Source organism: Microcoleus sp. CAWBG58, from assembly GCF_020883045.1.
Taxonomy (GTDB): domain Bacteria; phylum Cyanobacteriota; class Cyanobacteriia; order Cyanobacteriales; family Microcoleaceae; genus Microcoleus.
In genome coordinates this window covers 1-25,511 of the sequence record NZ_JAHRFA010000092.1, presented here as the reverse complement: position 1 = coordinate 25,511, position 25,511 = coordinate 1, and the positions used below count along the sequence as shown (strand labels likewise).

17 protein-coding genes and 2 pseudogenes are annotated in these 25,511 nt (G+C 44.8%); 15 read left to right on the top strand and 4 right to left on the bottom strand.

The window, feature by feature from the left end:
• Positions 1 to 282: hypothetical protein (locus tag QZ918_RS28155; RefSeq protein WP_367275461.1), on the top strand; the 282-nt coding region annotated here is incomplete at its 5' end.
• A 376-nt stretch (positions 283 to 658) separates the two neighbouring features.
• On the opposite strand, the pseudogene QZ918_RS28150 reads toward QZ918_RS28155, so the two are convergent.
• Positions 659 to 1,349, bottom strand: a pseudogene (locus QZ918_RS28150) (transposase); the annotation flags it as partial.
• A gap of 134 nt (positions 1,350 to 1,483) precedes the next feature.
• The gene (gene alaS / locus QZ918_RS28145; RefSeq protein WP_293341138.1) at positions 1,484 to 4,138 is read right to left on the bottom strand and encodes an alanine--tRNA ligase; all 2,655 of its coding nucleotides are present in this window, start codon (positions 4,136 to 4,138) and stop codon (positions 1,484 to 1,486) included.
• A gap of 658 nt (positions 4,139 to 4,796) precedes the next feature.
• Here alaS and QZ918_RS28140 point away from each other — a divergent pair.
• From QZ918_RS28140 to QZ918_RS28090, 11 genes and pseudogenes are all read left to right on the top strand, one after another.
• Complete coding sequence (locus QZ918_RS28140) at positions 4,797 to 5,195, top strand: hypothetical protein (RefSeq protein WP_293341136.1); 399 nt, start codon at positions 4,797 to 4,799, stop codon at positions 5,193 to 5,195.
• A 259-nt stretch (positions 5,196 to 5,454) separates the two neighbouring features.
• Positions 5,455 to 6,063 carry a hypothetical protein gene (locus tag QZ918_RS28135; protein WP_293155138.1) on the top strand — a complete coding sequence of 203 codons (609 nt, stop codon included), beginning with the start codon at positions 5,455 to 5,457 and terminating at the stop codon, positions 6,061 to 6,063.
• A gap of 6 nt (positions 6,064 to 6,069) precedes the next feature.
• Complete coding sequence (locus QZ918_RS28130) at positions 6,070 to 9,021, top strand: OmpA family protein (RefSeq protein WP_293341133.1); 2,952 nt, start codon at positions 6,070 to 6,072, stop codon at positions 9,019 to 9,021.
• Positions 9,022 to 9,023: 2 nt separating this feature from the next.
• Positions 9,024 to 9,560, top strand: coding sequence for a Rab family GTPase (locus QZ918_RS28125; RefSeq protein ID WP_293185788.1), 537 nt, complete (start codon positions 9,024 to 9,026; stop codon positions 9,558 to 9,560).
• 100 nt (positions 9,561 to 9,660) lie between these two features.
• Positions 9,661 to 9,825 (top strand): hypothetical protein, encoded by a 165-nt coding sequence (locus tag QZ918_RS28120; protein ID WP_293341130.1) that lies wholly within the window; start codon positions 9,661 to 9,663, stop codon positions 9,823 to 9,825.
• Positions 9,822 to 10,199, top strand: a complete 378-nt coding sequence (locus tag QZ918_RS33330; RefSeq protein ID WP_527250457.1) for an RRXRR domain-containing protein — start codon at positions 9,822 to 9,824, stop codon at positions 10,197 to 10,199. The genes QZ918_RS28120 and QZ918_RS33330 overlap by 4 nt, the downstream gene beginning before the upstream one ends.
• 32 nt (positions 10,200 to 10,231) lie before the next feature.
• Positions 10,232 to 11,809, top strand: coding sequence for a sensor histidine kinase (locus QZ918_RS28110; RefSeq protein WP_293341127.1), 1,578 nt, complete (start codon positions 10,232 to 10,234; stop codon positions 11,807 to 11,809).
• A gap of 243 nt (positions 11,810 to 12,052) precedes the next feature.
• Positions 12,053 to 13,045: an RNA-guided endonuclease InsQ/TnpB family protein gene (locus tag QZ918_RS28105; RefSeq protein WP_367275460.1), complete on the top strand. Its 993-nt coding sequence runs from the start codon at positions 12,053 to 12,055 to the stop codon at positions 13,043 to 13,045.
• Between the two features lie 596 nt (positions 13,046 to 13,641).
• Positions 13,642 to 15,492, top strand: coding sequence for a group II intron reverse transcriptase/maturase (ltrA, locus tag QZ918_RS28100; protein ID WP_293341124.1), 1,851 nt, complete (start codon positions 13,642 to 13,644; stop codon positions 15,490 to 15,492).
• Between the two features lie 33 nt (positions 15,493 to 15,525).
• Positions 15,526 to 15,702: pseudogene (locus QZ918_RS28095) on the top strand (zinc ribbon domain-containing protein); the annotation flags it as partial.
• Between the two features lie 56 nt (positions 15,703 to 15,758).
• Positions 15,759 to 18,548 carry an adenylate/guanylate cyclase domain-containing protein gene (locus QZ918_RS28090; protein WP_293366797.1) on the top strand — a complete coding sequence of 930 codons (2,790 nt, stop codon included), beginning with the start codon at positions 15,759 to 15,761 and terminating at the stop codon, positions 18,546 to 18,548.
• Here the strand turns inward: QZ918_RS28090 and QZ918_RS28085 are convergent.
• Positions 18,524 to 18,802: a hypothetical protein gene (locus QZ918_RS28085; RefSeq protein ID WP_293341121.1), complete on the bottom strand. Its 279-nt coding sequence runs from the start codon at positions 18,800 to 18,802 to the stop codon at positions 18,524 to 18,526. The two genes, QZ918_RS28090 and QZ918_RS28085, sit on opposite strands and share 25 nt — an antisense overlap.
• A gap of 39 nt (positions 18,803 to 18,841) precedes the next feature.
• Between QZ918_RS28085 and QZ918_RS28080 the strand changes: the two genes are divergently transcribed.
• The 3 genes from QZ918_RS28080 to QZ918_RS28070 all read left to right on the top strand — a co-directional run bounded on the left by QZ918_RS28080 (position 18,842) and on the right by QZ918_RS28070 (position 23,901).
• Entirely contained in the window at positions 18,842 to 18,994 is a 153-nt protein-coding gene (locus QZ918_RS28080; protein ID WP_293155159.1) for a hypothetical protein, read from the top strand.
• A 70-nt stretch (positions 18,995 to 19,064) separates the two neighbouring features.
• The gene (locus QZ918_RS28075; RefSeq protein WP_293341120.1) at positions 19,065 to 22,769 is read left to right on the top strand and encodes a PAS domain S-box protein; all 3,705 of its coding nucleotides are present in this window, start codon (positions 19,065 to 19,067) and stop codon (positions 22,767 to 22,769) included.
• Positions 22,770 to 22,773: 4 nt separating this feature from the next.
• A complete protein-coding gene (locus QZ918_RS28070) occupies positions 22,774 to 23,901 on the top strand; it encodes a hybrid sensor histidine kinase/response regulator (protein WP_293341117.1) in 1,128 nt (375 codons plus the stop codon).
• A gap of 48 nt (positions 23,902 to 23,949) precedes the next feature.
• Here the strand turns inward: QZ918_RS28070 and QZ918_RS28065 are convergent, their stop codons facing one another.
• On the bottom strand, positions 23,950 to 25,128 hold the full coding sequence (locus QZ918_RS28065; RefSeq protein WP_293341141.1) for an NAD(P)/FAD-dependent oxidoreductase: 1,179 nt from the start codon (positions 25,126 to 25,128) through the stop codon (positions 23,950 to 23,952).
• Positions 25,129 to 25,511: the final 383 nt, after the last annotated feature.

Genomic DNA, 25,511 nt, shown 5'->3' with positions numbered 1-25,511 from the left:
GATTTAATGCCATTGATGAGTTGGCAACTCTGGCTAGCTAGGGATTTAGTAATCGAGAATAGACTGCCTTGGCAATCTGCTACTATCAATTTAACCCCTGGACGTGTTGCTCAATCAATGTTTTCGCTTTTAGTTGACATTGGTACTCCTGCAAAAATGCCTAAACAGAGGGGAAAATCCCCCGGTTGGGAAAAAGGAAGGGTACGTACCAAGGCACCGTGCTATCCCACTGTCAAAAAACGGGTTTCTCGGCGCAAAAAGTCTTCAAGATTAGCTATTTAATCTTCTACTTTTTGAATTTTTGAGCAACAGCTTGCCTGAGATTCAAAGGTGGCTACTTTTAGCTGCGCTCATTTTTTAGTCTAAACTACAGTACTTAAGTATTTCTTTCACCGGTACATTACGAGTTATTCGTCGTGCTGTTCCAAAATTTCAGCGGCTAGAAGCACAAGAAATCCCTTTTTTTTTACTTGGTTGAAGTTGGAAATTCTTGATGCGACTTTGCCACAAAGAGTTGAGAGAAACAACCCAAGAGTTGTCAAAAAACTAGTTTCAAAATTTAAATCCAAAAAAGTTAAACACAGAGGTACTGGAATAAAAATGAATCCTCGTGTTTTTAATATTTTAAAGCCTCCCAACCCTTAAGTAAACCGTATTGGTATATAGCTGACAACAAATGATGACCATCACAGCCAATAGTCAATAGCAACTTTTGTTTTTCAGTTTCAGATGAAGGCAAGCGATACTGCTCAAATCTGATGCTATAACGCTCAGACCAATCCCGATCTACTACGCTTAATAACCATTCATCCGCCACGGTGGCTAGTTGATTTAAGGCATGACGTAAAGTTTCTCCAACGCATTCTAGGCGGTTCATTTTACGGATGGCTCCGATTACGTGAGTTGAGTCAGTTCTGGCTTTCCCTCTGGCTTTGAGCCATCCCCTATCGATAAAATGTGCTAACATTTGATCGAGTAATTGACTTTCACGTCCCGCAGCAATTAACCGACTTCGACCCTCACTTAAAACTGAATAATCAAAGCCGCTATCAGTAATTTCTAGTCGAGAGAGCATACTTCCAATCTATACGACTTCTCACCGCTTCTGCTGCTTGTCTATCTGTCAATCCCTCTGCAAATTGCATCACACTGATTAATGCTAATTGTCCAGGTGATAAAGCACTTTGACCACAGTCGGCTCGAAACAAGGTGATAAAGTCAGCATCTTGATACAACACTCCGAGTTCGTCGCGCATTTTCATATATGGGTTTCCTTTGGGAAAGGAGGTTCGTGCTACGGAGGCTGTCATTTCTGGAATCAATGACCAGTCGCGTGGGTGAAGAGTCATAATAAATTATTTAATATGGTGTATGGTCGCACAATCATTTTGCCTATTTCAGCATGGCGATGTCTGAGGGGTTTTACCCCTCAGACATTCGCCAACAGTCTCTTTAAACCGCCGGGTTTCTGCCAGATTTTTTCCTAATTACCCAACGCTTCAACCAACAAATTGCGGGCACAATCCAACGCTTCCTGCAACTTACTAGCATCACGTCCCCCAGCTTGAGCTAAATTCGGCCGCCCGCCGCCTTTACCGCCGCAAAGTTGAGCAATTCCCCCAATAAACTTGCCAGCTTGCAATCCCTTCCGATTAACTTCGGGACTAAAAGCAGCCACCAAACTTACCTTATCAACATCAGCAACCGAAGCCAAAACAACCGCAGCATTTCCTAATTTTTGCTGCAACCTTTCCGCCGCAGTTTTCAGCGCTTCTGCATCGACATCTCCCAATTGAGCTACAATGATTTTGAAATTACCGATCGCCTCAGCCGCATTTAACAACTGGTCAGATTTTGCGATCGCCAATTCCGACTTTGCAGCAGCCAACTGCTTCTGAGTATCCTTCAACTCATTCTGCAAATTAGTAATCCGGTTGGGTAACTCTTCGGGTTTCGCCTTAAATCGATCGCCCAAATCGCGCACAACTCTGTCCCGCACGTTCAAATAATCCAACACAGCCTGGCCCGAAACCGCCTCAATCCGGCGAGTACCAGCCGCAACGCCCGCTTCGGAAACAATCTTAAACAGCCCGATTTCAGCCGTATTGCTGACGTGAGTCCCCCCGCACAATTCCATGGAAACGCCGGGAAAGTCGATTACTCGCACTACGTCGCCGTACTTCTCGCCAAACATGGCTGTCGCGCCTTTTTCTCTCGCAAGGGCGATCGGCATTTCGGCAACTTCCGCAGCGTGGGCTTCGGCAATCCAACTATTAATTAAGTCCTCAATTTTTTGCAACTCTTCTGCTGTGACAGCGCGCGGAGAATTGAAATCAAATCGCAATCTTTCTGTCGATACCAGGGAACCCGCTTGGGAAATCGAATCGTCTACAATTTTTCGCAAAGCTGATTGTAATAAGTGAGTTGCTGTGTGGTTGGCTTGAATTCGGCGGCGGCCGCTATTGTCAATTTTCGCAGTCAAACTATCGCCAACTTTTATGGTTCCCCGTTCCACAAAGCCGAAATGCACGAAGAAATCCGACTCCTTCTTCACATCATCAATTCTCACCAACAAACCATCACCATTTTCTCCGCTTTGCAAATAACCTTTATCCCCAAGTTGTCCGCCGGATTCAGCATAAAACGGCGTTTGGTTCAACACAACTTGTACCTCGGTTCCCGCCTCTGCTGATTCCACAGTTTGGCCGTCAACTAAGATAACTTTGATTTCAGCTAAACTCGACAATTTAGTATAGCCAACAAACTCTGTACCCTGGATTGTTTCAGCCAACTTATCCAAGGAACCCTGCACGGTTAAATCGATTGTTTGATGAGCGTTTTGAGCGGTAGTTTGCTGCACTCCCATTGCCACTTCAAAGCCTTCTAAATCGACGGTAATTCCCTGTTCTTCGGCAATTTCTTGAGTCAGTTCTAAGGGGAAACCGTAGGTATCGTAAAGCTTAAAAGCATCTTGCCCTGCAATTTGATTTTGACCTTGCTGCTGCAACTTGTTGATAATTTCCTCCAACAGCTTCTCTCCCCGTTCCAAAGTCTTGAGAAACTGCGCCTCTTCCCTTGCCAATTCCGCCTTAATTTGAGCCTCGCGCGATCGCACATTTGGATAAGCAGCTTCCGAAAGGGCGATCGCACTTTCAGCCACCCGCACCGTAAATTCGCCCTGAATCCCAATCAGCCGCCCGTGGCGCACCACCCGGCGAATCAACCGACGCAAAATGTAACCGCGCCCCACATTCGACGCGCGAATTTCGTCTGCAATCATGTGTACCACAGCCCGAATGTGGTCGCCAATTACTTTCAGCGAAACCTTGACATTTTCATCGCTATTGTGGTAATCAATTCCCGCAATTTCCGCCGCCGATTGGACGATCGGAAAAATCAAATCTGTTTCGTAATTGTTAGGGACTTTCTGGAGGATTTGCGCCATCCGTTCCAATCCCATCCCAGTATCAATATTTTGATTTTGCAGCGGTGTTAAATTGCCCTCTGCATCCTTATTGTACTGCATGAAAACCAGGTTATAAAATTCAATAAACCTGCTATCATCTTCGAGGTCAATATTATCACCTCTTTCTGGGTGGAAATCGTAATAAATCTCGGAACACGGGCCGCAGGGGCCTGTGGGGCCAGATTGCCAGAAATTGTCTGCTTCTCCCATGCGTTGAATGCGATCGCCCGGAATGCCAATTTCATCGCGCCAAATCGCAAAAGCTTCGTCATCTTCCCGGAAAACGCTAACAACTAAATTGGACGCAGGTAAACCGAAAACCTCCGTGGAAAGTTCCCAAGCCCAGGCAATTGCCTGTTTCTTGAAATAATCTCCAAAACTGAAATTTCCCAACATCTCAAAAAACGTGTGGTGGCGGGCGGTACGGCCGACGTTTTCGATGTCGTTGGTGCGGATGCACTTTTGCGAAGTGGTAGCGCGCGGTGATTCGGCTGTGCGCTGTCCGAGAAATATCGGCTTAAATTGTAGCATTCCGGCGATCGTCAGCAACACTGTCGGATCTTCGGGCACTAGAGAAGCACTCGGCAGGATTTTGTGTCCCCGCTGGGCGTAAAAGTCGAGGAATGTTTGGCGGATTTGACTACCGCCGAGAGACTTAGGAGTAATAGACATGACAAAAACACTTAAGTATGTAAAGTTGTAGCAACAATAGAATTTATAGGAATTTAGCACGGGTGTCCAGAAACCGGGTTTTGCTACCAGAATAGTTGCTTAAAATCCTCAATCTCGGTGAAAAAACCCGGTTTCTTTGCGGGCAAGTGCGTGAGTCCTAACTTACATCTATGTGGATATTTATATCATTATACTTAGTAATGTAAAGACCAATCAACTTTTACAAATAGTGCTTTACTCATTTGAAAGGTCGTGCTAACTTAACAATAGACACCGGGACAGAAAGAAACAGGAGGTCGCTATATTTAGAAGCAAAGTTCAAGGATATAGACATGGTGTCTCCGGTCTAAATTCCGAAGCGCGGTCGAAATTAACCGAACACAACTTGTAATAGTGGCGGCACTGCCATCGCGCAGTCAAGCCAAACCGCAGTCGAGTCAGACTTATTGTGTTTGCGGATTAAAAGTAAAGCTGCACAAGTTGTAAACCCTAGTAAGCATATTGTTCTCTACCGGAAACACATCTCGTTTGTTAGAAAATCAAAGATTCTTATATTATTGGGTCTGGTCGCTGTCGATCGGGCCCTACGCTTTTTTATAGCGAAATGGAAAGAGGGGAGAGGGGAAATGGGAAGAGGGGGAGAAGGGGAGAGGGGGAAATGGGGAGAGGGGGGGAAGAATGCCGATGGAAGTATCTTTCCGCAAGCTCTTATAGTGCTGTCCCCGAAGACCAAGTCTTTGATAGTGCGATCGTCTCGCTCGCTTCCGGAACTCACTTCGAGCGTTCCGCTTTATTCGTGCTATCCGGCTCGGACTGCTGTGACTCGATCGAGCTTTTGAGTAATACCTTATACATAACGGGCGATCGCGCCCGCGCGTTTTTTGCCGTAGCCGACGCCCTCTGGGATGACGCACTGTCAATATGCGATATCATTGAAAAGTCAGCACAAGAGCTTACAACCTACCTTGCTGTCTGGAGGAATGTCTGCGCTCTTCTGAGCTTGCTGCAAGGCAAGAATAGCAAACCGCTATTTTGGGGAGCCTCGTTGTGGCTCTGATGATTGCCTCCAAGAACCTGAATTTCAGCAGATTTAGAGTTAAGCTTCTCAAGAATCTCATCCCCGACTTTCGGGGTGGGACTATCCAAAAGTCTATCTGTCCCCAGTCAAAAAGCCCCTGTATCTGACAACTGTCAACGATCGCAGTAAAAGTCAGCAGCACGTCTTTTGACCCTGCTCAAACCGTTAGACTAGCAGTTTAGCACAAAATATAGTACAGTTCTTAAGCTCACAATTTTCGGAGATTCGAGGTAAAATCATGGCCGAAATAACTAAAGAAGAAATGCGCGAACGCCTGGGAAATATTGACCAGATTCGCGATATAATTTTCGGGGCGCAGCTTAGAGAATACGACAATCGCTTCGACAAAATAGATTCCGACTTGTCGATGATGCAGCAAGATATGCACGCTCGCATCGAACAGGTGAAAACTGTTCTGTCCACAGAAATGAGGGCGGCAGTTGATTCGTTAGAAAAGAAAGTTAAATCGCTCACCTTAAATACGCAAGAAGAAAGCGCCGACCTCCGGCAGCAAATCGATCGCGTTAACCGCAAATGCTCCAGCACCATCGAAGCCCTCGACGAGGCGATCGACAATCAAACCAGTTCCATTCGCGACGAACTCTCCCAAACCAGAGAGCGACTCTCCGAAGAAACCCGCACTTTGAAAACACAGGTTTTTGAAGAACTAGACCGACGCTTTTCCATGCTCAGAGATGTTAAAGTTTCCAGAGATGACATGGCAGAAATTCTGTTTGAACTAGGAATGAGACTCAAAGGAACAGAATTTGTGCCCGAACTTAAAGGCGTTGCTGATAATAAGTCAAATAACGAATTTTTGTTGCCGGAGCGCCACCATCACGGATAATAACGCATGGCTTTACCGAAAGAAAATCCAGAAGTTGAAAATCAGCTAGAGGGTTTTGTTTCTAAACCTGACGAGTCTGCTGCCTCGGCAGCAACCCAGCTAGACCCCTTGCTTAATCTGTTATTCGATCTCAAAATTATTGCTGGTTCAAAGCAGCAAAATCCCGAGTCCGAAGCTGACAGCAGCGGCAAAAACGGTCAAGCTGGGGCCCTCGGCGGGTCGATCGATTTGTTAAGTATTTCCTCCGCACAGCCAGAGGAAATTGCAGCGCAGCAAAATCCCGAACCCGAAGCTGCTAGCAGCAGCGACAAAAACAGTCAAGCTGGAACCCTCGGCGGGTTGATGGATTTGTTAAGTATTTCCTCCGCACAGCCAGAGGGAATTGCAGCGCAGCAAAATCCCGAACCCGCAACTGGCAGCAGTGGCAAAAACAGTCAAGCTGGAGCCCTCGGCGGGTTGATGGATTTGTTAGGTATTTCCTCCGCACAGCCAGAGGAAATTGCAGCCGTGCCAGAAACTGGCTCTTGCCAACCCGATTCTACTGCTTCCCCGGCTGTTGCAGACGAGTCCAAAAATTTGCTGTTCGCTACTCACAAACTCAACACTTCTGAACTGGAAAGAAACTATTCCTCAGCTAAAACTATAGATGTTTCCGCAGATGTTTCGGATTTGGAGAGAGAATCACCGTCGCTACAAGCATTGTCTGACTTGACAATTTCTGATTCTCCCCAGTACGTACAGGGCGCAAAATCCCCGGATTCCGACACCGCTGTAGAGAATTCGCCCATTCCCCAAACTCTCGCGCCACCCGCAGCAACCGATCCGAATTCCTCAGTGTCCGGACTTTCGCAGCCATCCCAAAAAATATATGCAGATGCAAGTGCGGCATCAATTGAACCGAAGCGGCAGTCGCAAGAACAGCCGATACCACTATCGCAGCGATCGGAAATCTTAGGCGATATTAAACAAGACTTCAATGAAGCCGACAGCGCGATGGGAAGGCTGCAAAATCTGATTTTTGGCTCGCAAATGTCAGATATCGAGCAAGTCAAAAATCTCCTAGCAGAAACTGATTTGCCGGGGGTGTGCAATCTGCTAGCAAGCATCGACTCTAAATTAGAAAAACTGGAACACCAAATCTACGATCCACAAGAGCTGATCGCCCTAATGCTGCCTTGGATCGCAGAAATTCTCAGCCGCAAAATTGCCGATTCCAGAGAAGAAGTTGTTAACGCGATAGTCCCAATTATTGATGAAGTGATTAGGGCTAAAACTGTGGAAAACAGGCAAGCAATGAGTTCGGCGATAGGTGAGTTACTGCCCGACGCACTTGCTCAACAAATAGAAAATTCGCCAGCGGATATTGCTCGGGCGATCGCCCCAGAAATGGGTTTGGCGATAAAAGAGCAAATTCGCCTCGATCAAGAGTCGATCGCCCAAGCCCTCGCCCCGGAAATGGGCAAAGCCATTACAGCCCAAATCGCTCTCGAACGCGACTCTATGGTGGATGCTCTCTATCCCGTCATTGGCAGTACGATCTCTAAATACATGGCAGAAGCTATTAAAACTATCAACGAAAAAGTCTCAAATAGCTTAAGCATGGAAGGAGTTGGGCGCAAAATTCGCTCCCAAGTACAAGGAGTCTCCGAAGCTGAATTAATCCTCAGAGAATCAATACCTTTTACCGTCCAAGCAGCATTGTTAATTCACAAGGCATCTGGCTTGGTAATTTCCGAAGTTCAACACCCCGCAGGCAATTACCAGTTAGAAGCGGAAATGGTAGCAGGAATGCTCACAGCTATTCGCAGCTTTGTGAACGAATGCATCGTTCAGCCCGGAGAAATTTCTGAACTCAATCTAATTGAATACGGCGACTCCAAAATAATGCTAGAAGTAGCGGGATACTGCTACATGGCAGTCGTGATTAAAGGAGAACCGCCACAGTCGTTCATTAACAAACTCCGGCAAACACTTACTAATCTGATCCTTAATTACGCTAAATTAATTCACGAGTTTAACGGCGATCCCGGTACTATACCGGACTCTCTGCACCCGTTCATCCAAAGTTTATTCGACCCGGTGGAAAAGGAAAAATCTAAAAAACCCCCCTTCGTACTGATCGGGGCGACGATCGCAGCGATCGGCTTAATCTTAACACCTTGGGGAATTTATCAGCACCGCCGGAGCATTGAGCGTCCCCTTGCAACAAATGCCGCTTTAGCTTTAGCCTCCACCCCAGAATTAGCGGTTTACCGCTTAAACGCCGACGTGGAGGGCAACACTCTCAAATTAACCGGAAAATTGCCAAATCCAGAATTGCGGGCCAAAGCCGCCAAAATAGCCGCCTCAACTGCACCAAATCTGAAATTAGACAATCAAATTATCGCTGTAGATGTACCTCCAGATCCCGTGTTGACGGCGGGAGAGGTGCAGCGGATCACCGCTGTTTTGAACCGCTTGTCGGGCGTTTCTATTTCTAGTCGGTATGGCGATCGCAAAGTTACAGTAGAGGGAACAGTCATTGAGGCAGCCGACTCACAGAAAATTGCTCAGTCCCTGAAGCAAATTCCCGGCGTTGAGTCAGTCGTCAGCACTGTGAAACTAGATCCGCTCAAAATTGCCAGCCGCATCTACTTCGAGCAAGGAACAACCACATTAGACTCAACATCAGAAGAAATCATCGCCAGTGTTAAAACTTTCATGGATCAATATCCTCAAAAACAGATTAAGATAATTGGACACAGCGATCGCACTGGGGAACTTGTCATAAATCAACGGTTGTCGCTCCAGCGTGCCGCAGCAGTGCGAGATGCTTTGGTGCGGCAAGGTGCCGATCCAAAGCGGCTCGTTGCCCTTGCAAGTCAAAATCCTCCCCCCGGCGTGGGCCCCAATCAACCGCTACTTTTAAGCAGATGCGTGGTATTTGAACCAATAACTAAGATCGAAAAAAGCAAATAATTATGTCAGTTACTATATCTAAAAAAATGTGCATGATCGGCGACTTTGGCGTCGGTAAAACCAGTCTGATCCGCCGTTTTGTCGATCGGCAATTCAGCGACGAGTACCTCTCCACCGTCGGAGTCAAAATTTCCCGCAAAAGTATCGCATTAGAGAACACCAAACACCCCGAAAGTGTCACCGCACAGTTGCTGATTTGGGACTTAGAAGGACATACAAAATTCAAAGGAATAGCACCGACTTACTTACAAGGAGCTAGCGGTGTTTTAATCGTTGCCGATGTCAGCCGCTCCGAAACAGTTGAGCGAATCTCCGAACACGTTAAACTTTTTTCTTCAGTCAATCCCAAAGGGTCAATAATCGTCGCCTTGAACAAAGTAGACTTGATAGACGAAGAAAAATTAGCACTGCTAGTCGAAATCTCCCACTCAATCGGTCAAGACAAAGTAATAGCAGTTTACACCACATCCGCCAAAACCGGCAAAGACGTTGACGAAATTTTTCACAAACTAGCTTACACAATGGTAGAACAAGTATGAACCATTCGTAGATGTATACCCACATCTAACCAAACAGAGCCTGCATTCACTAGATGCAGCCAACGTGCAGGAACAGAATAAGACCTACGTTGTTTGAGTCATGACAGCTACAGATGAATGCCAGTTTGTAGATTTGTCGATCGCAATTAAGGAACAGATTAATTACAGACAGATCCGCGTGTTGCACTCCCAACAAGCTCTTTCAACATTTCCGAGGCAAACATTACTTAGAAACAAGGCTGATATTTCATGCACCGAGTTTTGACGACTAAAACAGGGATCGAACGACTCCGCAAGTTGGCACCTATCGGAGAGATCGAGTTAGAGCTTCTCCAATTCGATATGCAACAGCTAGAGAATCCTGAAATCTCGGGAATTGAATATCAGCAAGGTGAATTACAAGATTGTTACGAAGTTCGTGACTATCTACTTGAAAAGTGCGATCGAAAATGTGCTTGCTATGATGCCGAAAATATTCCGTATAATGTCCCGGAAGGTAAGTACAAAGGGACGTTAATCGCTATAATTTTTCCTGTTTCAGATGGAATAGGTGAGTTTACTATTGATAAAAAACAGAGGTCGATAGGGTTGGAATATTGCACAACACTTCATAGGAAAGATTGTTACAGCTACGCCTGAAAACCCACTCAAAAAAGAAGGAGTATCTAGATATGTCCGCCAATAATTATCAAACAGTTTCCGACCCCCTTTTTAGAAAACTCTTGGGCCAGCGACAAACAGAGTATCTGATAGTAAATCAGAATTTCATCATTCAGGAAACCTCTGCCGAAGTGCAGAATTATGCCGATACTCCCGGTGATGCGCTCCCCGGTACAGATGCTCGCATCTGTTTTCCCGAACTGATTGGAATTGAAAATATCCTCATGTCGATCGTGATGAGACGGCGGCCGAGTTTTGAACTCAAAGGTATCGCTCGGTTTACCGACAACAACCGCCCTTTATACTTCGATATGTTGGCGATAGAACATGAAAATGAACAAGATATGGCAAGTAATTTGCTAATTTTGATTGAAGATACCACCGAAAAAATGGTGATGAAGCAATCCTTGATTCAGAGAGCGAATGAAGCTAATCTTTTGCTGAGTGCCTTAGCCGCTTCAAAAGATTATATAGATAAAGTGATTCGCTCCATGGGCGATGCTTTGTTGGTGACAACAACACTAGGAATTATCAAAACAGTCAATCAATCGGCACAATGGTTATTTGGCTACAGCGAAGCAGAATTGATCGACCAGCCCCTCTCAATCGTTGTAGTCGAAGAAACATTGCTTTATCAAGGTCGGCACCGCTATATTTTGTCTCAAAAAGAGCTGCTCAGAGAATTGGAAGTAGTCTGCACTACTAAATCGGGAGAAGAAATTTGGGTAGAATTTTCCTGTTCGGCAATTCAGACAGAATTAGACGGACTTTATGATTTCATCTATATCGGTAGAGACATCACAGAACGCAAGCAAGAAGACATGGAAATTCGCCGATCTCTAGCAAAAGAGCAAGAACTCAGACAGCTAAAATCTCGTTTTTTCTCAATGCTGGCTCACGAATTCGGCAATCCTTTAAATACAGTATTATTTGCTACTCAAATTCTCAAAGAATATGGGGACGAAATTACCCAAGCGGAAAAACAAGAATACCTCCAACACGTTAAATCAGCATCTAAACACATGGCTCAGCTATTAGATGACGTGCGGTTGCTCAGCAGCGCCGAAGCTGGAAAACTCCAATTCAATCCCGCACCACTTGACTTGCGAAAATTTTGCAGCGAGTTAGTAGAATCAATTAAAATTAGCTACGGACAAAATCATAAAATTAATTTTGTTTGCAGAAAATCTATTCTGCCTGGGAAAAAAACCGCTCGGGAGTCGGAGCCAACAGAATACTCGCCCGCAGTGGATGCCAAATTGCTGCGGCACATCTTGACAAATTTGCTATCAAATGCTGTAAAGTATTCGCCGATCGACAGCTATATTGATTTTCAATTAAATTATCATAGTGAAGAAGCTATATTTAAAATAAAAGATGCGGGCATTGGCATTCCTATAGAAGACCAAGAACAACTGTTTGAATCTTATTACCGGGCCCAAAATGTCGGAAAAATACCTGGTACAGGGCTGGGTTTATCTATAGTTAAACAGTGTGTAGACCTGCACGGAGGTCAAATCGAATTTTCCAGCGACACAGGGTTAGGCACTACCTTTGTAGTCACAATTCCATTTGCAAAACAGAGGTAATACGATTTTCGATTTTAGAATTGGGAATGACTGTGATGATATTGAGCTTGCCTAGAGTTGCATTTTCTTTGAAATTGATATCAAGAGGTTAATCTCAGATCGTTTGATACAGAGGGCACGTTCACCAAATAAATGGGCGGAGCGAAGTGGAGGGCTGAAGCCCCGTCCTTCTAGGACGGCTTTAATTCTTCTGATTCTATCGGAGAGTCATGATATAATAGAGTAAGTAAAGTGCCAGCAAAAATGAAAGCAAGGTATCGCTATAGATTCTATCCGACCGACCAACAGAAACAGAGCCTAGCTCAGTTATTTGGCTGCGTTCGCGTAGTCTGGAATGATGCTCTTGCACTTTGTAAACAGTCTGAGAAAAAGCCAAGTTCGGCAGAACTTCAAAAAACAGTAATAACCAGAGCGAAACAAACTGAGGAAAGAACTTGGCTGAGTGAAGTCTCGGTAGTTCCATTACAACAATCTGTAGCCGCTCTGGAAACAGCTTTTAAGAACTTTTTCGATTCGTGTAAAGGAACGAGAACAGGGCGAAAAGTTGGATATCCTAAGTTCAAGAAAAAAACAAACATCCAATCGGCAAGGCTTACTATCCGTGGTTTTTCCATGAAGGAAGATGGCGGTGTCTATCTAGCTAAAATCGGCATCGTCAAACCGATTTGGTCTAGGGTTTTACCATCTGAGCCTAGTTCTGTAACTGTCATCAAGGATTGCGCTAACCGATATTTCCTTAGCTTTGTCGTAGAGGTTAACCCCCATCGAGTTGATGTCAAGAATCAAAGTATTGGCATTGATTTGGGAATTAAAACCTTTGCTGTGATGAGCGATGGAACGGCAGCCCAAAGTCCTAGTTACAAACAGTTAGAACGGAAAATCCGCAGATTGCAACGCAAACTAGCAAGACAACCCAAAGATTCCAAACGCAGAAATAAAACCCGCCTCCAGATTGCTAAATGGCACAACCAAATAGCGGATACCCGGAAAGACTTCCTGCACAAATTGTCTACTAAAATAGTCAACGATAACCAAGTGATTGTTTTAGAAGATTTGAATGTATCGGGCATGGTCAAAAACCGCAAACTTGCAAGGGCTATCAGTCAGCAAGGGTGGTATGAATTTAGGGTGGTATGTGAGGGTAAATCCGAGAAATTGGGCAGAGAGTTGAGGGTAATCAGCCGTTGGGAACCTACAAGCCAAACTTGCGTGCGATTCGTTCAGTCGAAACCGTGAAAACGGGGGATAACTGGCTTCTATGGGGTAATCCTTAAAAGGATTGAGTTCGCACTTTAATCCCCTATAGATGACAACTGAATTACCTTGTATGTGACTGCAAGTACCCTAGAAAGCAGAAGTCATACCCTACAAGTGCAGTAGTGACAGCACTACCCCTACTAAGGAGATTGGTTATCAAATTAGTAAAGCGGGGTAGAAAGGTGGTAACTGCGAACTGTACGCAGAACCCCATCAAGCATGAATCTATGAGTAAAGCCTCGGCTTGAATCCACGCCTGAACCATCGTGATGCTTAATGGGCTACGACAGTTATTGCCCAAGCCAAAAGGCAAAGATAATGGTGCTGGCAATTGCAGGTCTGACCAGTATGCACTACCAATAAACGGGCGTGGAAAGTGGGACTCTAAGGATTCAAACAAAAGGTGATTTGGAACGAAGTAACCCCTCAAAATCTATCAGAATGGTCGATATCTGAGCAGGAAACCATCCGCATGAATATAGGGGAAGGATTGTCTAAGAAGCCAACGCTTTGAGTAATATCAAAGATTTGCTGACGTAGACACTTTGACTCAGATTGTAAAGGTGTAAATAGTAATGAATAAGTCCAAAACCGAACAACAGTTTAGGGTGGAATGGGAGAATGACATCCCTATCTGCACAGGTCTAGAGTCAAACCAGCAATGGAGAAACATCAACTGGAAACAGGTAGAAAGAGTCGTCTACAAGTTACAAGCACGCATTTACAAAGCCCAAAGTCGTGGTGATTACAAAGCTGTCCGCAGGCTCCAAAAGACTCTGATAAATTCACGGTCAGCCAAGCTACTAGCTACCAGAAAGGTAACACAAGACAATCGCGGTAAGAAAACGGCAGGAGTGGATGGAGTCAAATCTCTATCCCCAGAAGCACGTCTCAAACTTGCAGGACAATTACAACTTACGGATAAAAGTAGAAGAACTCGCAGAGTATGGATACCCAAATCCAATGGTGAAAAACGTCCACTTGGAATACCCACAATGAGGGACAGGGCAACTCAAGCCCTAGCTAAGTTAGCACTCGAACCGGAATGGGAAGCCGTATTTGAAGAAAATTCCTATGGTTTTCGTCCGGGTAGAAGCTGCCATGATGCAATCGTCGCTATCCACATACATATCAACCAAAAACCTCGATATGTACTGGATGCGGACATGGCTAAATGCTTCGATAAAATCAATCATCAAGCGTTGCTAAAGAAGATTAACAGCTTCCCAAGAATGCACAAGCAGATCGAGGCGTGGCTGAAATCTGGTGTAATGGATGGAAACCAACTCTTCACGACTGAAGAAGGCACTCCTCAAGGTGGGGTAATCTCCCCATTACTAGCAAATATAGCCTTACATGGGTTAGAAAAGCTGGTTAAAGAGTATGTCAAAACAATCGATATGAAGGATGTCAACGGCTACAAAATTAGACCGAGAGACAAAGTGAAAGCCACCGCACTAATCAGGTATGCTGATGACTTTGTGTGTATGCACGAAGAAAAAGAAGTTGTCGAAGGATGTCAGAGAATTATATCCGAATGCTTAGCCGAAATGGGATTAGAATTAAAACCAAGCAAAACCAGAATCTGTCACACACTCGAAGCAGTGAAAGACCAAATTGGTTTTAACTTTCTTGGCTTTAACATTCGACAATATCCCACTGGCAAATATAGAAGTGCCAGAAATTCAAAGGGTAATTCACTAGGATTTAACACCCTCATCACCCCAAGCAAAGAAAAGAGAGCCACCCACCAAAAAGAACTTGGAGAAGTGATAGACCGTTATCTTAACGGAAAACAGTCCGAATTAATATTTGAACTCAATCCAATTATCAGAGGTTGGTCAAATTACTACTCCCATGTTGTCAGTCAGGAAACATTCAGTAAAATGGATTATCTAATCTGGCAAAAGTTAAAAAGATGGGCAATCCGCCGTTGCTCAAAAAGCAACAGGCAGGAAATATTCTCAAGATACTGGAAAACAGTAGGCACGGACAACTGGAGATTTTGCACGGCTGAAGGTTTGAAGTTAGCCAAACACGGCGAAACAGAAATCACAAGGTTCGTCAAGGTTCAAGGTAACAGAAGTGTTTATGATGGAGACTTTACTTACTGGGCAACCCGACTGGGGAAACATCCTGAAATTCCAATGAGAATGGCAAGGCTACTCCAAAAGCAGAAAGGAAAATGTGCGTACTGCGGACACTACTTCAAACAAAACGATGTGATGGAAGTTGACCATATTCAACCAAAATCTCAGGGAGGTAAAGACCAATATGACAATTTCCAACTCCTACATCGTCATTGCCACGATACAAAAACTGCCAGCGATGGTAGTTATGGTGCTTGTGTAAAAAGCTCAGTCAAAGAGGAGCCGGATGAGGTGAAAGTCTCAAGTCCGGTTCTGAATCAGAGGTGGGGAGAGTGATTTCCCCATCGACTCTGACTCTCAGATTGCGGGTTTAAATGGGGGAAATTAGATCTTTCAATTCGGGAGTTAATCTGTTTAAACTGCGGTATACATCAAGATAGGGATTTGAACGCAGCAAGAAATATAAATCAAGTCGGGATAGGGCATTGCCACGACTTTAAACAGACACAGAGAGAAGGTAAGACCACTTGTGGCACATCTCGGTGAAGTGTCAAGAATCCCACGGTACGGCCGGGGAGTATGTCAACACTACAAAATCCAACATGACAACCCTGTTAAACAAATTGTTGGTTCCCCACCACTTGGAGTACCTAGCACTGGATCAAGACTTTCTTATCGCAGAGACATCTCTCAATGTGCAGCGGTTTGCCGACTGTCCCGAGGAAGTAGTGACCGGAAACGATGTCCGCATTCCCTTTCCCGAATTGCTGGGAACTGAAGAAATTTTAATCGATATTTTGGAAGGGCGGTTGCCAAATTTTGAATTAAAAGCGATGACGCGAGTATTAGAAAATGGCTCGCGGCTTTATTTTGATATGTATATCGTCGAGTTCAGCAATGATGATAGCGAGCAAAGATTAATTGTATTTTTTGAAGACGTAACCGACAGGATGGGTTTGGAACAAACTCTAGTCCAAGCTACCAATGAAATGAATATTTTATTGAGTACCTTAGCCGCTACTAATAATTATGTTGAAAAAATTATTACTTCCATGGCAGAAGTTTTGTTGGTGACAACGGCCTCGGGAAAAATCAAAAAAGTCAATCAAGCGGCTCAAGATTTGTTCGGTTATAGCGAATCGCAATTAGTAGGTCAGCCAATAGACAGTCTTGCTGCTGAGGGCGAATCTTTGCAAGCAGTCAGCCAAGAGTCGCCTCAACAATCTCAAACTAACACTGAAATAATTTGCACGGCAAAAACAGGAGAAAAGCTCACGGTTTCCTTTTCCTGTACGGCGATTCCAAGTGACATGAAAAGTGTTTCGGCAACTTCTGTGGCCCTCCAGGATTTTGTGTATATTGGTCGCGACATGACATACAGACAGCGAGCTCGCAAGCGAAAAGCAGCTCAGTACGTGACCACTCACATCCTCTCTACATCCGAAACAATCAAAAAAGCTTTAGAAGCGATTCTCCCCGCAATTTGCGAAAGTTTGGGGTGGCATACTGCCGAACTTTGGATGCCGCCGGAAGCTGGGGAAAAACTGCTGTTAGGAAGTAAGAGAATAACTGCGATTTCCGACCCCAATTTGCTGCGGTGTGTCACCAGTTGGACAAAACCCTCAGTTTCTATACCCAAATTTGCCGAATCTGCCGAACAAATGATTTGTGGATTCGGGGAAGGATTGTCAGGTCTCATTTGGGCCAGCGGTTCGTCTCAGTGGATTGCGGATGTAACAGAAAGCGAAATTTTCATTCGCAGAGAAATTGCCGCAGAAGAAGGACTGCACGGAGCTTTTGGCTTCCCAATTTTGGGGGACTACGAGCAGGAAAATTCTGAAAGGTCTGTGTTGGGGGTGATGACTTTTTTTAGCTGCGAAGTGCAGTGTTTTGATGAAGAATTGCTCCAGACAATGGCAACAATCGGCAGCCAACTGGGTCAATTTATTAAGCGCAAGCAAGCGGAAATAGCTTTGCGGGAAAGCGAAGAACAATTACGAGACTTATTTGAAAATGCTACTGACTTAATTCAAAGTATTGGAGCAGACGGTCATTTTTTGTATGTAAATCGGGCTTGGCGGGAAACTCTGGGCTACAGCGAAGCAGAAATTGCTCAAATGACTGTTTTTGATATCATTCATCCCAACAGTTCGCCAGAGTCTATGGAGATATTATATCAAGCTATTACTAAAAAAAGTGTCTATGAAAATACTTTTTATCCCCACTCTATTCAAATAATATTTATTACTAAGGAACACGAACAAATTTTGCTAGAAGGTAGCATAAACTGTAAGTTTTTGGAAGGTTCTTTAGTAGCGATTCGCGCTATTTTGCGAGACATTACTGCTCGCAAGATGGCGGAAGATGCTCTAGCAAAATCTGCGTCCTTGCTGCAAGCAACTTTTGATTCTACTGCGGACGGTATTTTAGCTATTGACAGGAGCGGAAAAATAGTTACTTTCAATCGCGAATTTGTGGAAATGTGGGGGGTACCTAGCGACGTGATGGCGCTGCGAGACGACGCAACAACGATCGCCTTTGTGCAGAACCAACTCAAAGACCCGCAAGCATTCCAAGAGAGAATAGAATCGCTTTACGACCAGCCAGAAGCCGAAAGTTTTGATTTGTTGGAATTTCAGGACGGCCGATTTTTTGAACGCTATTCGGAACCGCAGCGGCTGGGAGATAAAATTATCGGTAGAGTCTGGAGTTACCACGACATTACGGAACGCAAGCACGCAGAAGATGCCCTGCGGGAAGAACAAGAAAAATCGGAAAAGCTGCTGTTAAATATCTTGCCAAACCCCATAGCAGAACGGCTCAAACAAAACGAAACTACTATTGCCGAATACTTTCCGGAAGTGACTGTTTTGTTTGCAGATATTGTGGGGTTTACAGCTTTGTCTTCTGTCATGAACCCGATCGACCTCGTGGAGCTCCTTAATAAGATTTTCTCAGGATTCGACCTGTTGTGCGAGCAGCACGGCCTAGAGAAAATCAAGACCATCGGCGACGCATACATGGCTGTAGGAGGGCTGCCCTACCCTCGGGCAGACCATGCAGAGGCGATCGCCCAAATGGCCCTAGATATGCAAAGAGAGATAGCTCGGTTTAACGGTCTGAATAAGAAATATTTTAGCATCCGCATCGGCATCCACAGCGGCCCGGTTGTTGCCGGAGTGATTGGCATCAAAAAGTTTATTTACGATTTGTGGGGCGATACGGTAAATATCGCTTCCCGCATGGAATCTCATGGTTTGCCTTGGCGGATTCAAGTCAGTGAAACTACTTATGACTTATTGAAAGACAAATATTTGCTGGAAGGGCGCGGAACTATTGAAGTTAAAGGTAAAGGGGCTATGAAAACTTATCTGCTTGTTGGTAAAAAATAAGTTGACAGTTGGCAGTTGACAGTTGACAGTTGACAGTTGACAGTTGGCAGTTTGTAGTTGAGAGTTGACTTCTGGCAAAAGTCGGGAACAGGGAACAGGGAATGGGGAAACGGGGGAACGGGGAAACGGGAAAACGGGGAACAAAAATTAATGCAAACAACATCGCAAAAATACTTTCGCAAGAGGTCTAGTGGACAGTTGGCAGTTGGCAGTGGACAGTTGAGAGTTGAGAGTTGAGAGTTGAAAGTTGGCAATAGTCAGTAGTCAGTTGGCATAGTGCGAACTCATATAGCTTGCGAACAGCAGTCATCAGGGAAGCATCTCAGTTTTGTATTTATCGTGCTAGCGTCCTCGCTCGCATATTGTACAATACGCCAGTTCCCGACAGCACTCAAAGAAAAAATGCTTTTGACAAAAATGAGATGCTTCCAGTCATCAGTCAGTAGTTATCAGTCATCAGGCTGATGGCTAAAAGTGTTGCTAAAGTTAGTTAGGAATACTTTTTGGCTAATACTTGTGGAACTTCCTAATTTGTCGGTAAATTTACGATCGCCTTTAGAATTTGTCGATCGCCATCCTGTGACAGTTTCGCCCTCAACTTCCATCGGAGATGCGATCGCCCTAATGCGTCTGGCGATGGATGCTTGTCCGCTACCGAATTCACCTGTGCACTCAAACGAAACGGTAAAAGCATCAATTAGTTGCATCTTAGTGGTCGAGGAAAATCAGCTAGTCGGATTGCTAAGGTTGGCAGATCTGCTGAACTTAGCCACCGCCTACGGATGGCAAGAAATGAAAGTTTCCGGCGCCATGACGCGGAATTTAATTGTCTTAAAAGAATCAGATTTTACAGATATTTTTACCGCATTTAAGCTATTTTGTCAATACTCGATCGATTGTTTGCCAATTGTAGATGAACGGGGTCAGCCAGTAGGTTTAGTCACCGCAGAAAGAATTCACCCAGAAATTTACAGCCTCGTCAAAATGTTGCAGCAAGAAGTTGTCAAACTTCAGCAAAAACAGTGTGAACTCTTAGAAAGTAAGTCAGAAATCGAAAAACAAGTCAGCGATCGCCAAAACGCCGAAAATGCCCTGCGGGAGAGCGAGGCGCGCTACCGGGCGATTGTGCAACACCAAAGCGAACTGATTTGCCACTACCTCCCCGACGGCAAATTCACATTTGTCAATCAAGCTTACTGTCGCTATTTCGGCGTGCAACCAGAAGACTTGCTCGGTAACAGTTTTATGCCACTGATCCCAGAAGTAGACCGAGAATTTTTTCAAGAACAATATGCTTCTTTGTCTCCGGAAAAGCCTGTGTTTACTTGCGAACACCGAGTAATTTTGCCGAGCGGGGAAATTCGTTGGCAGCAGTGGAGCGATCGGGCTATATTCGACAAAAATGGAGAAATTGTGGAGTATCAAGCTGCCGGTCGGGATGTCACCGATCGCAAACAAGCAGAAATCGCTTTGCAGCAACTCAATGCAGAGTTAGAACTGCGAGTCCAGCAGCGCACTAAATTTTACGAACTGGCAGTATCGGCGGGCAAAGTGGGGGTTTGGGACTGGAATTTGGAAACCGACGAAATCTACGTCGATCCGTCTTTAAAAGCTTTGTTGGGCTATCAAGACGCAGAGATTCCCAACTGCATGGAACATTGGGTATCTCTGGTTCACCCGGACGATCGAGTTGCAGTTGGGGCAGCAGTAAATGCTTATCTAGAGGGTGTGACAGAAATTTTTGAAGTCGAACACCGGATGCTGCACAAAGACGGTAGCAACTGCTGGATGCTTGCCCGCGGGACCGCTGTTCGATCGCCCGACGGCAAGGCCTGCCGGCTGATTGGGACTGACACCGACATTACCGATCGCAAATTGACCGCAGAAAAACTGCAAAACTCCGAAGCTGAACTGCTGGCGCTGTTTAATGGCATAACGGATATCGTCCTAGTTTTAGACGCCAGCGGCCGCTACCTCAAAGTCGCCCCCACGGCTCCCCAATTGCTGTACAAACCGGCTAATGAAGTGCTGGGCAAAACCCTGGCGGAAATCTTCCCAGAAGCCGAAGCTAATTTTGTCCTGGGCCACATTCGCCAAACCTTGGCATCTGGGCAAACCCACAGAATTGAATACAGCATGGAAATTGAGGGCAAGTTAATCTGGTTTGATGGCAGTATTTCGCCGCTGGGAGTCGATCGGGTGATGTGGGTAGCGCGAGACATTACTGCTCGCAAACAGGCAGAAGCCGCACTGCAAAAGAGTGAGGAAAAGTTTCGCAATTTGTTTGACGATGCTCCAATTGCGATCGGTTTGGCAAGCGTGCACGATTACCGCGCGATCGAGGTGAATGAAGCTTACCGCCAGATGTTGGGCTACAGCGATGAGGATTGGGCGGTAATGAGTTTCGCTGATGTCACCCACCAGGAAGATTTACCAGCAGATGTCGAGCAAGTCAAGCAGTTGGTCGAGGGCAATATTCCTCGCTTTCAAATAGAAAAACGCCTGATTAAGAAAAATGGCGAGCTGATGTGGGCAAACATGACGGTGACGCTGATTCGGGATGGCGAGGGCCTGCCTCTCTACAGCATGGCGGCGATCGAAGATATCAGTTACCGCAAGCGGGCAGAAATGGAATTGCAGCAGTTAAAAGAACGCCTGCAATTTTTACTTGCTTCTAATCCTGCGGTAATTTTTACTGCCGCAGCGGCGGGGAAATTTTGTATTACTTACATCAGCGACAACGTTCAGGAAATCGTTGGCTACGATCCGCAAGAAGTGTTAGCAGATTCTAACTTTTGGTCTGGCAGGATTCACGCTGAAGATATGCCACAATTTATACTAAACTTTTCTGCTTTGTCTGAGGGTAAAAATTGCATTTACGAGTACCGCTTTCTGCATAAAGATGGAATGTACCGCTGGCTGCGGACAGAACTGAAACTATTGGTTGACAGCAAGGGCATTCCGATCGAAATTATTGGTTACGCCGCCGATATCAGCAATTCTAAATGCGCTGAAATAGGTTGGCGACAGCAGTTCGAGCAAGAACGGCTGGTGGAGGCGATCGCCCGTCGCGTCCGCCAATCTTTGCAATTAGAGGAAATTCTCAACACCACGGTTGCCGAACTCCAGCAAGTCTTGTTAGCCGATCGAGTTTTAATATATCAAATTTTACCGGAAATTGGCGGCCGAGTCATTGCTGAAGCGGTGGTAGAAAGATGCAGCCGGCTGATAGATAGATTTTTTGGCCGAGAGGTTTTTCCTGCCGAATGTTATCAGCTTTATTTGCAAGGACGAATTTGTGCAATTTCCGAGCTAGATGACCCCTCCATTACACCTTGTATGATGGAATTTCTGCAACAAATTGAAGTTAGGGCTAAGTTAGCAGTCCCAATTATTCAGCACAGCCAACTTTGGGGATTGCTAATCGCGCACCAGTGCGATGGGCCCCGGGAGTGGCAAGAATGGGAAATGAATTTATTTCAGCAGTTGGTGAATCAATTGGCGATCGCCATTCAGCAATCTCTACTTTACCAGCAACTGCAAGCTGAACTGAGCGATCGCTTCCAAGCCGAGGCAAATTTAAAAAACTCCCTCAAAGAGAAAGAGATTTTGCTCAAAGAGATTCACCACCGCGTTAAAAACAACCTCTGCGTAGTTGCCAGCCTGTTAGAATTGCAATCTAACACGGTTGCCGACCCCCAAATAGCCAAAATGTTTGAAGAAAGTCAGAACCGCCTGTACTCTATGGCTCTGATTCACGAGAAACTGTACCGCTCGACTAACCTGGCACAAATTAATTTTGGCGAATATCTAGAAGATTTGGTCAGTAACTTGTTTCAGTCTTACAATATAAGTGACAACCGCATTCAGTTGCAGGTATTAGCTGAACAAATCTCCCTAAACATTGAGACTGCTACTCCCTGCGGCTTAATTGCTAATGAATTGGTTTCAAATACCCTGAAACACGCTTTTCCTCACGATGCGAGCGGTACAGTTAGTGTACAATGCTATCAGACTGGCGATCGGGAAATCCACCTCTTCGTTAAGGACAACGGCATTGGCTTTCCTGAAAACATAGATTTTAGGAAAACTAACTCGATGGGCTTTCAAGTTGTCTGTACTCTAACCGAGCAGTTAGAAGGAACCATCGAAATGTCAAGAGAAATCGGCACAGCCTTTCACTTAGTATTTAACGAGTTAATTTACTCGCAAAGGTTCTAAAATCATGAGTTTTCCAGAGCAAACAATTAATAATATTAATATTTTAATTGTAGAAGACGAGCTATTGATCGCTAAAAACTTATCTCAAAAATTAGAAAAATTTGGATATAAAATCGCCGATATTGTTTCTTCAGGAGCCGATGCCATCCATCGCGCAGGCGAACTCAAACCAGATTTAATTTTAATGGATATAGTAATCAAAGGCGAGATTGACGGCATAGTAACAGCAGCAATAATTCATCAACAATTAGATATCCCCATTATCTATACAACTGCTTATGCCGACGACGAAACTTTGCAGCGAGCAGAAAATACTGGTTCTTATGGCTACCTCCTCAAACCGTTTAAAGAAAGAGAAATGCACGCTACCATCAAGATAGCGCTGAGCAAACATCAAGAAGCCGTTGAAATGCAAAAACTCATGGCACTAGCAGCAGCGAAAAGCGAAAATAGAACGCGATTTGTTTCAATGGCATACCACGATTTAAACACTCCTTTGACTACCATACAGCTCTCGGCTGAAATGCTGGAAGATAGCGATTTGAAAATATCGCCAGGAACAAAAAATAAAAATGTCAATCGCATTAAAAAAGCCGTCAGCAATATGAGTGAATTGCTAGACGATATTTTAATGCTCAGCAAAGCAGAAGCAGGCAAACTTTCATTGAATTTAAATCAACTAAATGTGACAGAGTTCTGCACATCTATTTTAGAAGAACTGCAACCGATCGTCACCGATAAACACCTTGTAACTTTTCTCGCCCAAACAGAGCCACTCCACGCCAATCTTGACGCAAAACTGCTGCACCAATTGCTGACTAATTTGCTTTCAAACGCTATAAAATATTCTCCCAATGGCGGTAATATTAGTTTAGAATTAAGCTGCGAAAACCAGCAAATAATATTTTGCGTTCGAGATGAGGGAATTGGGATGACAGCGGGATATGAAGAAAAACTCTTTCAGCAGTTTGAACGAGGTGCGAATGTAGGCAAGATTAAAGGTTCGGGTTTGGGACTCTGCATTGTCAAACACATAGTTGACCTGCACGGCGGTACAATAAGTGTGGAAAGTGCGATCGGTAAAGGTACTACATTTATTGTGGCGCTGCCTTTTTTAGTTATTGGTCATTAGTCATATTATGTCCGGTCAATTACCCACAATTAAACTGGTTGATGGCGGTCATTTTTCAGCAAATCTATCCGGAGACAAACTCTCGATCGCCCCATCTTTTTCTCCCGCCGCCCAATTAGCAAATCGCTCAGCCAAAGCAGGTACAATTGCCAACGGATTGCTCAAACCAGAAAAAACGTTCAATCCGGGGCGATCGCGAATTTCCCCCACTACGGGCAACCTATCAGCGCTAAATGCCACAATACAATCATGCCAAGTTGCCGGTAAATCTGCCGCATCTGGCAAAACCTTGGCGATACCTGCACGAATTGCCGTTTCGCTGGTTTCGCGATCGACTTTCGCGTTCAAATCGCTCAAAGTGCGAGACAATTGACCGATTCGCAAACTCCCGTTATTAAATTGAATTGCACCGACATCTAAAATCGGTGGCACTAACTCTTTACCCGGTTCATCCCAAAGAAAATCCATCTCAATTTTACTCGATTGTGCTTCCAATTCAAAACGTTTTAATAGCGCTGGCATCACCAAATTCCTGAGTTTTAAATCCACAGGTGCCGTTTCCAAAATTTCAGCACGACTAAAATAAACTCCCACAGAAATACCCACCGCTTTTAGCAAACTACGACTCCAACCTCCAGCACAAATCACCGCATTTTCGCAGGCATAACTTTCGCCTACCGTCTTGACACCGGAAATCCGATTTCCTTCTGCTATTAAACCAGTTACTTCCGCAATTTCTCTAGTTCCTCCCAACCGCAAAAACCCTTGACAATAAGCTTGATTTGTGGCATTCGGCGAAATGTGACCGTGACGGACAGTTAGAGCTCCGGCGATCGCACTTTTGTTCAGCAAAGGTTCCAACTCCCCAGCTTCTGCAACGCTCACAAGCTGGGGAGGAATCGCAAAGTGTGCGTAATTAGCCGCGACTTTTTCCGGATCGACTCCCGCATCAATTGTCAGCAACAAATCCAACTCTCGAAACTCCGTATTGGCATCTAATTCCGCAGATAAATTGCGGTGGCGTTCGATACCTTGTGCACACAATTGCCGAGTTAAATCATTTGTACCCGACCAATAAGCCAAACCGCCGTAACTAAAACGAGTAGCATTTTGCATGGTAGCATCTCGTTCTAAAACCAACACAGCAAAACCTTTTTTTGCGAGTTCGTAACTCAGCGCTGCACCAGTAATCCCGCCGCCGACAACAATCCAGTCGTAATTTTTCATCATGGGCAATTCACAGGGAAGGATTCACGAATGCTTCGATTTTATACCAATTCTGATAAGTAGGGACACGGCAATCCCTTTTCCCTACTTTTTTCGCAAATCAGGATGCTGCGGAAAAGGGAGCATCTCATTTTTCCAAAAACCATTTTTTTTACAGTGCTGTCGGGAACTCGCTTGCTTCTATAAGCAAAACTGAGATGCACCCCCGGAAAAGCCTCTACGTAACGCACAAAAACAAAATTTTTGAATTTTTATTGGCTTATTCCTTATTCCTTATTCCTTATTCCTTATTCCTTATTCCTTATTCCTTATTCCTTATTCCTTATTCCTTATTCCTTATTCCTTATTCCTTATTCCTTATTCCTTATTCCTTATTCCTTATT